The 13,491-nt window shown below is 64.7% G+C and carries 9 protein-coding genes; 2 read left to right on the top strand and 7 right to left on the bottom strand.

The window, feature by feature from the left end:
* Positions 1-11 precede the first annotated feature (11 nt).
* The 7 genes from ACOJVU_RS07690 to ACOJVU_RS07660 all read right to left on the bottom strand — a co-directional run bounded on the left by ACOJVU_RS07690 (position 12) and on the right by ACOJVU_RS07660 (position 11,023).
* On the bottom strand, positions 12-2,456 hold the full coding sequence (locus tag ACOJVU_RS07690; RefSeq protein ID WP_421529221.1) for a tyrosine-type recombinase/integrase: 2,445 nt from the start codon (positions 2,454-2,456) through the stop codon (positions 12-14).
* On the bottom strand, positions 2,453-3,541 hold the full coding sequence (locus ACOJVU_RS07685) for a tyrosine-type recombinase/integrase (RefSeq protein ID WP_421529220.1): 1,089 nt from the start codon (positions 3,539-3,541) through the stop codon (positions 2,453-2,455). Before ACOJVU_RS07685 ends, ACOJVU_RS07690 begins: the two co-directional genes overlap by 4 nt.
* Positions 3,542-3,658: 117 nt before the next feature.
* Positions 3,659-7,828 (bottom strand): helicase, encoded by a 4,170-nt coding sequence (locus tag ACOJVU_RS07680; protein ID WP_421529219.1) that lies wholly within the window; start codon positions 7,826-7,828, stop codon positions 3,659-3,661.
* Between the two features lie 440 nt (positions 7,829-8,268).
* Positions 8,269-8,871: a hypothetical protein gene (locus ACOJVU_RS07675; RefSeq protein WP_421529218.1), complete on the bottom strand. Its 603-nt coding sequence runs from the start codon at positions 8,869-8,871 to the stop codon at positions 8,269-8,271.
* A gap of 208 nt (positions 8,872-9,079) precedes the next feature.
* Entirely contained in the window at positions 9,080-9,916 is an 837-nt protein-coding gene (locus tag ACOJVU_RS07670; RefSeq protein WP_095794432.1) for a hypothetical protein, read from the bottom strand.
* 217 nt (positions 9,917-10,133) lie between these two features.
* Positions 10,134-10,796 carry a Fic/DOC family protein gene (locus ACOJVU_RS07665; protein WP_095794431.1) on the bottom strand — a complete coding sequence of 221 codons (663 nt, stop codon included), beginning with the start codon at positions 10,794-10,796 and terminating at the stop codon, positions 10,134-10,136.
* 8 nt (positions 10,797-10,804) lie between these two features.
* Entirely contained in the window at positions 10,805-11,023 is a 219-nt protein-coding gene (locus ACOJVU_RS07660) for an antitoxin VbhA family protein (RefSeq protein ID WP_095794430.1), read from the bottom strand.
* Positions 11,024-11,191: 168 nt separating this feature from the next.
* Between ACOJVU_RS07660 and ACOJVU_RS07655 the strand changes: the two genes are divergently transcribed.
* Together ACOJVU_RS07655 and ACOJVU_RS07650 are read left to right on the top strand one after the other, a co-directional pair.
* On the top strand, positions 11,192-12,106 hold the full coding sequence (locus ACOJVU_RS07655; RefSeq protein ID WP_255254600.1) for an MPT63 family protein: 915 nt from the start codon (positions 11,192-11,194) through the stop codon (positions 12,104-12,106).
* A 36-nt stretch (positions 12,107-12,142) separates the two neighbouring features.
* Positions 12,143-12,586: a helix-turn-helix domain-containing protein gene (locus ACOJVU_RS07650; RefSeq protein WP_368356620.1), complete on the top strand. Its 444-nt coding sequence runs from the start codon at positions 12,143-12,145 to the stop codon at positions 12,584-12,586.
* Positions 12,587-13,491: the final 905 nt, after the last annotated feature.

Raw genomic sequence — 13,491 nt, 5'->3', positions numbered from 1 at the left:
TGCGTTACTCCCTATGTCGCGGGTATGGCTGGCATGCCGAGGTTGACGGTCTGTCGGGCAGCGCGGACGACGTTGACCGCATCCTGGATGGTCTTCCGATCCTCCGGTGTGAGGTCGTCGAGGTCGTGTTCGATTCGCCTTATCAGCGAACGTAGTTGGGTGATCTCCTCGTCGGCGGGTAGCGCCTTTGCCCGTGCCCAATCCTGGATATCCGTGGCGGCGAGAAGACGTTCCCGGTCGGCGAGCAATTGTTGCAGGTAAGACTTGAGGTCGGGCAGGTAGGAGGGATCGCTTCGGAAGTGTCCGCACCCGATGCAGGTGAATTTGTAGGGACATGCGTGACCACCGGCCTTCACATTGGATGGTTCGGTGCAGATGCCGAACGGCACCGCGACCTGCCCTACCCGCATTCGGGTGTGTTCGTCTGCGAGGAGCCCAGCCACCGCCGTCAGGACCGGTCGGCCTTGACCGTCGAACTGGTGCCGCGAGACGTCTTCGATGGCGCTGCGTACCCGCTTCTCGGTGACCCGGTAGTACGCCAACGTCGTTTGCATCGAGTCGTGAGCCATCAGGTCGCGAAGGACGTCGGGAGGAGTGCCGTTGTCAGCGTGACGTTGCGCAAAACAGTGCCGATAGGAGTAGGGGACGATCGATGCCGGGTCCACGAGCGTGCAATCGGTATCGGTGAGCTGATCGGCGATGCCGTTGATGAACTCGCGGTGCATGTTCGTGAATGTCTCCGCGGTGATCGGGTGAATTCCGTTGCGGTTTCGGTTTTCACGGGGAAACAACATCAGCTCGGATCCGGCTGTGCCGGGGAAGCGGGCACTCACGCCGAACCGATAGGCGCGTATCCGCTCGGCGGTGCTATCGCTGATCGGCAGTCGACATCCGACCCGATTGTTCTTGTGGTCGGTGTAGACGAGCACGTGTTTTCCGGCCGGGTCGCGATCGAGGCAGTCCCACGGCAAGCTACAGATCTCGTCAGGTCGACGCCCAGTATCGATGAGAAGCTCTGCGATTATCCGGATTCCGATGCCATGGCTCTGTTCCAGACGGTGCAGGTTCTCCGAGATGGCGCGCAGCGCGGGGATCGGAATATCGCGGCAGGGTGCGCCGCGTTTCGGCTCTCGTGGGATATCGGTCTTACGGAGGGTGAAATCGGCTGGAAGGTCAGGTAGTTGGCTGTCATTCTCGGCCAGCCGGAAGGTCCTCACGTCGTCGAGGACTCGGCGAACGTCGCGACACGTCTTGATCCGGGTGTGCGTCGAGATCTGACCGGTGGAGTGTAGGTGAGCCAAGCGGTTGAGGAAGTTGACGATGTCCTTACGGCACAGCGTGGCAGGGTCGTCCCCGTTGTCGTCTCGAGTCAGCCGCAGGCTCTCCGAAAGCCGGTTGAGGCAACCGACCACACTGCGATGCCCATGGCCGGCCTTTCGGCCACGGTGAAGTGGTAGATCTTCGGCGACCCAGTGCTTGGCGGCCCGGCGAAGCCAGGGTTGGTGCAGCGCCGTGAATGAGATCGTGCCCCGGGCGCCGAAGATAGCCAGATCCCATAGGTCGTTGGTGTACTCGGATTCAGGAGTCGCTACTGACCGGTGCACTCCCGTCCTGATCGAGGCGATCATGGCCAGCAGGACGTGGTTCTTTTGTCCCCTCGGGGCGATATCGAGTTCGAATATGCTTTGCGCCTCGGCTTGCCGGGCAGCTTCGACGACTTGACGGACAACGGTGAGGAATGTGCGCGTCCCGTTGTCGCTGCGGTATTGGATCCCGACGAGGATCTGCAGAATCATCTGTTCCGGTAGACCTTTGAAGATGACTGCATAGTCGACGGTGATCGGTGCCGCGCTTTGCGCCCATTCGAGGATAGCTGCCTTGGTGTTGGCGGCGCCGTTGCGTCGTCGATGGGCTGCCCACCGCTCTCCGTGTGGGTAACACAGCCCAGTTGAGCCGTGGGCGGCGTCGCGGATGCACGATGCGACGACGCAGGGGCCCCAGGAGCGAAAGCCCGACGGGTTCGCTTGTGTGATCCAGTCGTGCACACTCAGATCGCGAAAACGTGTGCGTCGCGCCGCGTAGTGAGATACGCAGACCCCCGAATTCACGTAAGCGGGGCGTTCACAGTCCGCGACAATGCAGAACTTCTCGCCGCGATTCGGCTTGCCTTCCAATGGTATTGACAGGAACTCGGCCAGTGAGAGTTCAGATTTCCGGTATCGGCGGTGGCACACGAGGCAGAACATTGCTTTGGCAGAGTAAACCCCGGCAGTGCACCCCACGATGGGGCATTGCGGCATTCCCAGTAGTGGGTGCGCGCGAGGCGGAGCCAGGATTTGGTGCGCCGGATTCCAGCCCGCCTCGCGGAGAAACTCGGGTCGTAGTGCGTCCCTAAGCGCGCTGATGGTGTCATTCCGAGTGCCAGGCCGCTGGGTCGGCGCGACGACGGCCGTCACCTCATCGGCCGTTCGCCTTGATGCACAATTGGGTTGGGTACCTTGTCGACGGCTTCGCGTAGTCGGTCGGCCGATACGTGCAGGTAGATTTCGGTGCTGGTGATCCACGCGTGCCCGAGCAGTTCTTTGAGGATATCGAGAGTCGCACCGGCAGCGACGGTATTCGTGGAGAAGCTGTGGCGCAGCATGTGCGGGCGGACTGCCCGCTCACAGCCACCCTTCGCCGACAGCCGAGCCAGCGTTTCGTTGATGCTGGAGGGTCGCATGGGCTGGCCGACCGGTGCCCGAAACAGATTGACCATTAGGAAATCTGACGTCTCCGCGCATACGGATTGGGTGCGCTCGGTGACATACTGGTCGTAGGCCTGAACCGAGATCCAGTCGGCGGGCACGACTCGCGGATGATGGGACTTCGCGAAGGCGCGGTTCGGGTTGTCACGTCGGACAACGTGAACATGTGGCCCTTTGAAGCCACAGCCGAGTCGTGTCGCGTCCGCTACGAAATGAACGTCCTCGCGACGCATCCCGGCGAGCTCGCCGCGGCGAAGACCCATGCGCCACATTGCGATGACAAGGAAGCGGTCACGCGCGGACCTCGCAGCGCTGAGTAACCGGATGACCTCGTCGTCAGTCGCGTTGTCGACGGCGGATTTGGGCTCCTTGAGGTGGTGGCGAGCCTTCATGTGGGCGGCACGCTCATGCTCACCCAAGTCTGGTGAGTATGCGGGCAACTCGTCGTAGAGAGCGCCCAACACCGACTTCGGCACTTCGCCGGTCGCCGCCATGTATCGGAAGAAGGAGCGAATCGCTGACATCACAGCATTCACCCGGCGTGCACCCCTGACCGGATCGCCACGGGCGTCGGAGCGCGATGTGCCGTTGTAATACCGGAGCCAGAATACGAACCTTCCGAGATGTGGAGATACTTCCCGCCAGTCTTTTCCGAGCGACGACGCCCACTCGAAAAACAGCGAGAGAGCCGTTGCGTAGGCCTGACTGGTCGATTCGGCTGCATCAGCGCCCAGACGGCTATGCAGGAGATAGTCATCCGCTTCGGTGACTGGCCGGTAGTCCGGGCCAATCACAGTCCAGTACCGCACGCCGGAAGGAAGCCTGACTGGAAACGACCGGAACCGAGCCATCAGTAGCAACTCCCAGGGTGCGATTAACTGACTCTAGGACGAATGCCCAGTGAGCAACTATTACGACACGCCGACAGAACGAGTCGCACACGAGGCACTCCCAGCGTCGATGCGACAGAGCGCTACACCTGTGCGGCGCCGATAGAAGGTGCCGGTGCCCATTTTTTCGGTTGATCCGATGAGGACGGAGATTTCGCCGGTGCGGCAGCGGCGGAACAGGTTGAGCTTGTCGGCGGGTTTGACCGCGTCGTGGATGAACGCGATCGCGTCTGCGGGCATGCCGCGCGCGACGAGTTCGTCGCGGATCGCGGCGTAGAGGGTGAACTGGCGGGGGTCTTTTGACGGGGTGCCGCGGTCGCAGAACGCGATTTGGAAGGCGCCGCGGATCGGCATTTCGCGGCCGGTTTCCGGGTCGTGGTAGACGTTGTCGGCGTTGGCGTGGTGGATGGCCATGATCTCGTCGGCGACTTTGGCTGCGCGGGAGGTTGCCGGGGCGTCCATGTGCGCGAGGCGGGGGTCCAGTGAGACGTTGCGGCCGTCGTTGGCGATCTTGAGTTGGTTGTCCTTGTCGGGGCGTCGGGGATCGAGGTGGTCCAGGCGCCACCCGAGGTCGGTGATGAAGTCTTTTACGTCCTGGCTGGGGGTGATGCTTACCACGCGGCGCCGCCCGCCGGCGAGGTGGGGAAGTTCGATGGGGACTTCGTCGCGGGTGACGACGTCGGTGAAGATCGACGAGAGTGCCAGCAGCTCAGGCAGGTTGCAGAATTTCCCGACTCGGGTGACGGTGCGCAGGCTGGTGCCGGTGGCGTTGACTTCCACGCCGCTGACGGGTGCGGTGAAGTTGGCTCCCCAGTCGTTGATGTCGGCGACGCCGGCGGCGGCCAGCAGGTCGGGCCGCAGATAGTTCTGCATGACCCACAGCTCGCCTAGGGAGTTGGCCACCGGTGTTCCGGTGGCGAAGGTGGCGACCCGCTCGACGACCTGGTCGGGTCGCAGAGCGGCGGCACGGGCTTCGTCGTGTCGGCGTGCTCGCAGGACTTCGAGTTTCATGGCGAGGTCTTCGGCGCGTTGGGCGGCGTTCGGGCAGGACAGTTCTTCGATGTTACTTAGGCGGCCTTTGTTTTTGTACATGTGGGCTTCATCGATGAAAAGGTAGTCCGCACCGGCATTTTCGAATGTGAGGCCGGTGTCTTTTCTGTCCTGCTTGGTCATGTCTTTAAGGCGGGCGTCGAGGCGTTTCTTTTGCTGTTCGACTCGCTTTTTGCTCATCGAGGTGACGGCGCGGTCCTGGTGGGTGTCGAGTTCGTCGAGTTGGCGTTGGATGTAGTCGGCCTGGGTGTCGGCGCTGACCCCGATCGCGGTGAACAGGCTTTGGGGAACAATGACCATGTCCCAGTCGGTGGCGGCGGATTGCGCGACGAATCGGCGGCGGCCTTCAGGGTCGGTTCCTGGTGTGCCGAGCAGGATTCGGGCGGCCGGATACCATTGAGCCGCTTCTCTGCCGACTTGCTCGATGATGTGGTTGGGGACCACGATCCAGGGCTGAGAGCATAACCCGAGCCGTTTGAGCTCCATCGCGCCCATCAGCATGGAACCGGTTTTGCCCGCGCCGACCACGTGGTCGAGCAGCACGGTGGGTTCGGCGACGATCCGGGCGACAGCGTCGCGCTGGTAGGGGTGGGGCTCGAACTTCTCCGATAGGCCGGGCAGGCTCAGGTTGTCGCCGCGATGTTTCGGCGCGACAAGGCTGTTGAACCGGGCGTTGAATTCGGCGACCAGCGCCTCGCGTCGGCGGTCGTCGTCGAATACCCATTCCTGGAAGGCCTCGGTGATCTTGGCGGCCTTGGCTTGGGCGGCGAAGGTCGCTTCGAAATTGATTGTTGGGCCGCCGGTTTCGGCAACGACCTCGGCCGGCCGATTGACGGTGATCGGCTTGGAGTTGCACAGCGCGTCGAGCAGCTCGATCGCGTCTTTGTACTCGGTGCCCCATGTTTCGGTCATGGCCACTGAGGCGCGTTGGTGGCGTGCGCAGTCCACTGACCAGGTGCCGCTGATGTGGTCGGCGACGACGGTGTCGGCGCCGAATGTCTCGTTGGCGAACTGGGCGACGTATTTGGCGTCGATCCATGGGGCGCCGGGGCGGACCCGGATTTGGGAGGCTTCTTTATCGGCGGGCATGACCGCCTGTAGCGCCGACATGTATTCGGCGTAGGCGGGATTGGTTTCGGCGGCGGCCCGGGCGGCGGCCAGTTTGTTGCGGACATTGCCTGACAGGGCGGTGACCGCGGGAACAAGTTCGTCGGGGTCGTCCAGGGACGGGTAGGCCAGCCCGCGTAGTTGTTCGCGGACCTCGTCAGGCTCTGCTCCCAGAAGGGTGGCGATGTAGTCGACGTCGATGCGCTGGTGCTGGTCGATACTGATGGCCAGGGCGTCGCTGATGGTGGCGGCGGTGTCGGGGACCGTGCGGGCGGTCAGGACGTCCACGGAGAAGATGGGCGCTTTGAGGGCTTCGCCGGTCTGTTCGTTGAACATCTCCAAGGCGGCGACGTTGGCCCAGCGGGGATCGTTTTTCATGCCGCCGTCCAGGTGCGGGCGGCGCTTGTAGGGGTTGCCGGCTTCCCAGGCCTTCTCCGACCATTCCTGCTGAAGGTGCTCGGGCACCGGGCCCCGGTAGGGCACGCCGTCGATGCCTTGTGCTTTGCGCCATTGTTCTTCTGCGCGAGCCACTTTGCGGTCGTGGGACTCTTGGGTTGGCGGTTGCGGGTAGATCCATTTGAAGCGGTTGATCGGCCCGTACTTGCTCACGTAGCCGTCATAGAGCGTGTTCAGCTGCGCACGGAGCTGCTCGCGCTCGGGTAGGGGTTGGCCGTCGCGCTGGGAGGCGATGACAGCGGTGGCGGCCTCGCGCAGCTCGATGAGCGAACGGGTTTCGCGCAGACGGCTTTTGGGGGTGCGCTGCTCTTGCCAGCTATGCCCCGTCCACCGTTGGATGCTGTCGGTCGGTGGGTGGTAGCGCAGCGCGTCCAGGGGTGGTTGTTCGGCGCGTTCGGCCTCGGTGAACAGGCCCGGGTCGAACACCGTGGTGTCGACGTCGATGAGCGAGTCAGCGGAAGCGGTCAGGGCGTGGCCGCGGGTCAAAGCGTTCTCGACGATGTCGCGGAGGCGGCCGCCGATGGCATCGGCGAGCGCCTCGCGGCTCTGCTGCTCCTCCCCCACGACTTTGAGGGTCGGTGAGCCGTGGATGCCTTGGCCCAGGGCCAAGGTGCCGACAACGTTGTCGGGGTGGTTGAGGAAGTATTCGTTGATGTTGAGGGCATCCCCGACGTCGTCGCGGCCGAAAACCGTCTCCTCGACGAGGTGGTCGAGGTCCTCGACGTCGAGGGTTTCGGTGTCGATCCAGGCGGTCAGGTCTGTGTCGGCGCGGTCGCTGTCTTTGCGGCGCAGGACCAGGATGTCGGTGACGACCTCGGTGCCGGCGACTCGTTTGAACGCGGTGGACGGCAGCCGCACGGCACCGATCAGGTCGGCTTTGGCGGCCATGGCGCGCCGGGCTCGCGTGTCGACGCTGTCCATGGTGTAGCGGCTGGTCAGGACGGTGATGTAGCCGCCGGGGGCGGTCAAGCTGATCGCTTTGTTGATGAAGTGGTTGTGGATGCTGAACCGGGGGGCTGGGTTGTGGGCGGGGTCGATGAGTGCGAAGTTGCCGAACGGGACATTGCCGATCGTGGCGACGAACGAGTCGGCGGGCACTCGGGTGGTTTCGAAGCCTTCGGCGCGGATTTGGGCGTGCGGGTAGAGCGCGGCGGCGATGGCGGCGGTGACAGGGTCGTTGTCGACGCCGACCATGACCGCCTCTGGGGGGGCTAGGCCGATGAAGGTGCCTGCGCCGCACCCTGGTTCGAGAACCCGGCCGTCGCGCAGCCCGGCATGTTTGACGGCGTCCCACATGGCCGCGGCGATGATCGGGTCGGTGTAGTGGGCGTTGAGGATGCTGGCTTCGGCGGCCCGGTAGGCGTCAGCGCCCAGGGCGCCGCGCAGCTGGTCGCGCTCGGTGGCGTATGTGTCGCTCCGTCGATCGAACAGCTCGGCGCAAGCTCCCCACCCTGACCAGCTGGCCAGCACGTCGCGTTCGGCGGCGGTGGCCGGCCTGCCGCCGCCGGCGCGCAGCCGCTCGAGCACGTCGATCGCTGCGAGGTTCGCCTGGATGCGGGCTTTGGTCCCTGAGGGCACCCGGATGTCGGTGCCCAGGTAAAACCGCGGTGGGGTGATCTCGACCGCCGATGGCGGGGCGATCTCGTCAACGGTCGTCGCCGGCGCGGTGCTGGGCTCCGCGGCACCAGTCTGGCCGGGCTCCCGGGCCGGACTGGTAAGGATTGCCGGCGCCGAGGTGTGCGGGCGGGGATGCTCGGGGTCGTGCAGTGCGAGCGGTATGGGGTCGCCGACGGCGGCAGGGATCGGGGCAGGTTCTGTGGCGGGCGCGGCGGCGGCGCTGTGAAGCGCGGAGCCGGTCGAGTCTCCGGTGTTAAGGTCAGCGCCGCCGGGCTGCGCGAGCTCGGCAGGCTCGTCGGCGTGTCGCGGCGGCGGTAGTGGTGTGCCGCCGGGGTCGATGCTGCGTGGGTCGGTGGGCTGGTCGAAGTCCTCGAACAGCGACAGTTGCGGCTCAGGTGCGGTTACTTCACGGGATAGCCGTCGAGGCGAAGATCCTCGTACACCAGTGGTGCCAGTTCGGCTGCCAGTGGATGCTGGGGGCCGTCCGGTAGCGGAAGCTGGTCCTCGAGGCGGGCGATCAACAGGTAGGCCGCCTTGATGCGGAACAGGACCGAGAACTGCGGGTCCGGCCACACCATCTCGGCCAGGGCCTCGATCTGCTCCCCCGGTTCGCTGCGATAGCGGGCGTCGTTCCAGCGCAGGTTCCACGGCACCTGGCTGGCTGGTACCGGCTGCGGAAGCGGCGGGTTGAACGCGACCGTCTGTTCGGGCGGTTCCTCGATCTGGTCGTAGAGCTCTTGGCGCACCACCGTTTCCCGCGCGTTCTGCAGCGCCGTCTCGCGCAGCCGCACGGTCGTCAGGTAGTCCGGGTGCGCGCCGTGGCGTTGGGTCCATTGCTGGATCGCTGAGGCTGCCAGGTCGTCGGCCATCTGGGCTGCCATCCGGTCCAATCGGGCCGTCAGGTCGTTGAGGTGCCGGCGCTTCTGTTGCGGTGTCCAGTCCGGGGGAAGATCCAGCCAGTTGCGGTACACGTCGTGTACCGCTTGCTGCATCCATTCGGTCACTGGCGTCGTCAGTCCCTTCGAAGCTGAACAGATCCGGCTGCTGGTCGTCGGTCCTGCGCGCCATAGTGTTCTCCCGATGCCGCTCGTCATGAGTGTTTCTCCTGATGTGCGGCATCGGCCTGTGCGGTCGTGCCCGTGCCCGGCAACCGTGGCGGGCGGGATCGCCCGGCCGTGGTTACCTGTGTGCCCCGTTGGGGCGTCGTCACCGTCATGGTAACGAGTTGCTGCTGCGCTGGTGGGGTGCTAAGTCCTCGACGACCAGGTATGCCTGCGAAAGCGCCTGGTCAATGTCTCGAAGCTGCTGGTCAAGGCTTTGCTGTTGGCGTTCGGCGCGGGTTCGCAGCACCTTGAGCCGGTCGATGATCGAGTGGACGGGGACCAGAGCGGGGTGCGGTTTGACGTCGATGTGCAGGTTGACGGGTTTGCCGCCTTTGAGTGCGGCAAACGCTGAGCCGGGAGCCCACATGAGGTGGGTGTCGATTCTTTCCAAGGTTTCGGCGTTGGGGCTGTAGCCGCGCTTGCCCATGGTGGCTAGCGTTGTGCGGCCGGGCCCGCCCACCGCGGCCAGGCGGCTCTTACTCATCTGCAGTTCCAGTAGCCGCTTTTCGATCCACATGCGCAGGTTGTCGTAGTCGTCCTCGGCGTCGCGATCCACGATCGGGCCGGGTGGGCGGCTAATGGTGTTCTCGCGCGGTGTGGGTTCCGACCCGTGCATGGTCGCGTGCGCTGACCCTGGCTCCCAGGACAACAGTTCATCAAGTTTGGACAAGGTGGCGCTGCCCGGGACCCTGTCGTCTTTGCCGAGCAGGTTCAATGTTGAACGCGATACCAGGCCTAATTTGCTGGCCTCGAGCTGACTCATCCCCAAATCGTTCAGGCGCGCGTTCATGTACTTGGCCAGCCGCTTCACATCGGGGGCAAGGGTGCTGCTAGCGAGCATCTCGACGTGATTTTGAGATAGCCCGGTTTGGGCCACCACCTTTTTGACGTGATAGCCCTGGCGGAGTAGCGAGCGCGCCAGCTCGACGGCGGCGTCTTCGTCCAACGGCTCAGCGCTGATGATCGCCCTCCTGCGACAAGAGCCCTCGGCGGGTGCCCTGGTGTGCAAAAAATAGTACAGGTTTCAGTATGGCACTTCTAGAACAATCGCGGCACGACCGCAACACGGAAGTGTTTACGACACATAAGCAAAATAAGCGATGGGCAGGCGTTGTGCGATACGGGGGCATCCGCCGGTGATCCAAGCCGCATGTGCTGCGCCGCTACAAACCAAGATCGTAGCCTTCTGAGCGGCGGATCGCGCGAAGCTCGGTGGTGATGCTGACATCACCTGCCGGGCGCGCGATCTGCGCGAACACCGGCACCATCCAGTGGTGCTGGGGTTCGCGTTCGTCCTGAGCGGGGCAGGAGAACGCCGCGCGCTGCACGAACACCTCCCGTGAAATAGCGCCATAGTCGAGGCCGCGGCCGGCCTTCTCAGCAAGAGCTGTCATCAATTCCCGGGTGGCCCTGCCGTTGCCGTCCCGGAACGGATGTGCGAAGTTCCAGTACGAATAGGCCTGAGCTGCCTTCTCGGCGAACTCGTCGTCATCGGTGCGTGCCCAGTCGACGCTGGCGACAAGCTCTCGCCCGCGCTGCATCCAAGCATCGATTTCATCGGGGGCGGCGAAGCGGCTCCACTTGGACATCTCGACTTCGCGGAATTGGCCGGCCCAGCTGTACATGTCTTGGAATAGCCAGTGATGCAGGCGGCGGATGTGGTCGCTATCGAACGTCGAGGGTATGTCAACGGCGCCGTTGCCCAATTCGATGGCGCGTCCTCGGGCCAGGCTGTGCTCGACGCGAGTTAATTCCGCGGCCTCGTGGATGTCTAGTTTGTTGGCGAGAACTTTGGTGCCCGGCCAGAAATAGTCCTCCCACTGCACGGGCGTGGCTAGCGGTTGGCTACCGTCGCCCGGGTATCGGCCAGGATGGCGGCGCGGTACTGCTCGCCCGTGATTTTCCCGATCGCCAGGTCGGCGAGCAAAGCAACCGACGTTGCGTCGGGGATATCCCCTTCGATCATGCTGCTGGCTACCGCGTTGCTGACTCGCCGCCGCTCCCCCGGAGGCAAAGCGGCCAAGATTTCGGTGAAACTGTCAGGCGCGGTCATATCATGAATTCTACAGCGGCGCCGCGACATATCAGCTACCAGTACGAGGCCGTCGAGCTGCGCTAACCTCGGCGACCGGCGTGGTTGTGAAGCGGCGAAACGACTGATACAACGATGTCAAACGGACCGGCTCGCATGAGCCGGCAATGGGGAAGCCGGGGTTTAGACGTGCCAATCATCCGCAGCACCATCCTTGCCGCGATCGCCGCCACCGGAGGCGCGCTGAGCGTCGGTCTGGCTCATGCCGACCCGGGCACCGCGGTCGCCGCCGCCAACACCACCAATCTGCACACCTTGGGCAGTCCAACGCAGATCGGCGAGGGCACGTGGACGGTCACCAACCTCAAACCCAGTAGCGACACCATCCCGTATCACCTCAACGGCACGCTGTGGGAAGCCACTGCCACCGACGAGGCCACCCAGGGCTCCACCACGCCCATCGTGTCGAACTTCAACGCCCGTGCCCGCAATGGCCAGACCTACCGCGAGCTGTTCCAGGTCGCGACCGCCCAGGGCGTCAGCCCCGCAGGGCTGGCCCAGGGGCAACAGGCCGGCGGCAAGCTGTACTTCGACGTCACCGGCGACACTCCCGACAGCGTGACCTACAACGCGGGCGGCTCTGACCTGGCCGTGTGGGTACAACCCCCGCCCAGCACGGGTGGAGCAGCGGCCGGCGGACCGGGCCATGGTAATGCCGGCAGCGGCGCGCCGACATCAGGCACAGGTGCTTCGCCGGCCCCGACTGCGGTGCCGGCCTCGAACCCTGGCAGCGTCGGTACCCCAGCCACCGGTCTGGCGCAGGGCACTCCCCTGCCGGGCGCCGTACCAGGCGGGCCGCAGACGCCGGCAGCGGCAACGCCCACCGCGCCGCAGCCGCCCCAGGCTCCCCTACCTGGCGCACCTCAGACGCCTGCGCCAGCCGCGCCGCTACCCCAGGCTCCGGGTGCCCCGCAGCCACCAGCCCAGGGAAGCCTCGGCACCCCGCTTGCACCAGGAGCCGACCAGACGCCGGTGTCCGCCCCCCAGACGCCGGCCCCTCAGCAGGGTGCGACAGCGCCGGCGGCGAGCACCCCGACCCCGTAGTTGACGGGATGGTCGCTTTCCTCGTAGTGGTGTGTTGTGAGGCGGGCGTACGTGTTTCGGTTGCGGCCCACCGCGCGCCAGCATGTGGCGTTGGCGGCGTGTGTGCAGTCTCACCGGGAGCTTTACAACGCCGCGTTGCAGGAACGCCGTGATGCCTGGGCGCATCCCAGCCGCACCCGGATCAGCTATGGGGATCAGTCGGCGCAGCTGACTGAGATCAGGGCCGCGTGTCCCGATCAGGCGGTGTGGTCGTTCTCGTCATCTGATGCCACCGAGCTTGGAGCTGCGCAACAGCGCCTGCGACGTGGCAGGCCGGGTGCCGCTCGGCCAGCTGCCTGGCCCTGTCACCTCGTTAAATGCGCTGACGACGTCGAGAGGGGGCGAGCGCGGCCGGGCGAAGGGTTCGAGTGCCGAAAGGGCCCTACGCGGCGCAGCGGGGAATTCAGGGGTGATTGTGGGCGTGGTGGGTTTCCGCGTTGAGTGCCCCGAGACTATTTCCGCAGGTCAGTGTTCTTTGAGTGTGGTCGACCCTCCTCTCCCCCACCGCGGTGTCTCGGCTCGCGTTTCGCGCCCACGCGGACATGGCGTCGGATACTGAGGTTGCGCGGATGGCGTCCTGCGGGTCCCTAGCACCTCAGTGGGTTGATCTGGCTCGCATGAGGTCAGTGGAGCTCGTGTCGGCCGGTACATCTTTGGCCTCGCCAGCGCGGCCTGCGACGGCGGACGGTCTCTTGAGCCGCCAGCAATATTCCGCACCTGCTGTCCAGGACCAGCTGCAGGTCGAGGTCCGCTGCAAAAGCCTCCGCGGCCCGACCTGGCTCGTCTTAGCAAGTCGAAAACATGCGGGCACCTATGCGGGTCTGCGGCTCTCCTAGTTCCAGCTCCCGTGTGGTGCGAATATCGGCTGTATTCTCTGGCATTCTGCGCGACCTTTGGGCGGCGCGGTCAGCGAGAACATAAATCCAAAGAGGTCGTTCTCGCGGTGCGCTTCAACATGTAATGGTGGTCGGCGTGGTTGATCGAATGCGCCTTCACTCCCCCACTTGGAGCCGGTCGACGTGTGCCCTGCGGCGCTGGTCGGGTTGTGCGCGAAGGGGCGATGCTGTCGCCGTCGAGCGCCTGGGGACCGCCCGAGGGCCGATCCGCGAACGGCCCCACTGTCTGCTGTGAACAGCACAAGAGAGGGCGAAGGACGAGTGATTGATGGATGGTCCCCGCCTGAGCGCGCGAGCCACGAGCGCGCGGCATACGCGCCGAATGCAAGCCGAGTGTTGCGGGCATCCGTGTCGCTACGGCATCGTAGTTCGGGTCGGCTTTATGTTCGATGAGTGCAAGGCACGGAGGAAATGGCCCTGATCTGCAGGGATAACGCTGCTGAGCCGTTT

The organism is Mycobacterium sp. THU-M104 (assembly GCF_049197365.1).
Taxonomy (GTDB): domain Bacteria; phylum Actinomycetota; class Actinomycetes; order Mycobacteriales; family Mycobacteriaceae; genus Mycobacterium.
Note: the sequence above shows the minus strand (reverse complement) of the source record. Positions and strands in the feature narration are given on the sequence as shown.

Coding starts and splice junctions, on each gene's coding strand:
- ACOJVU_RS07660 (WP_095794430.1), bottom strand. CDS start 11,023: ATGACCGCGCCTGACAGTTTCACCGAAATCTTGGCCGCTTTGCCTCCG.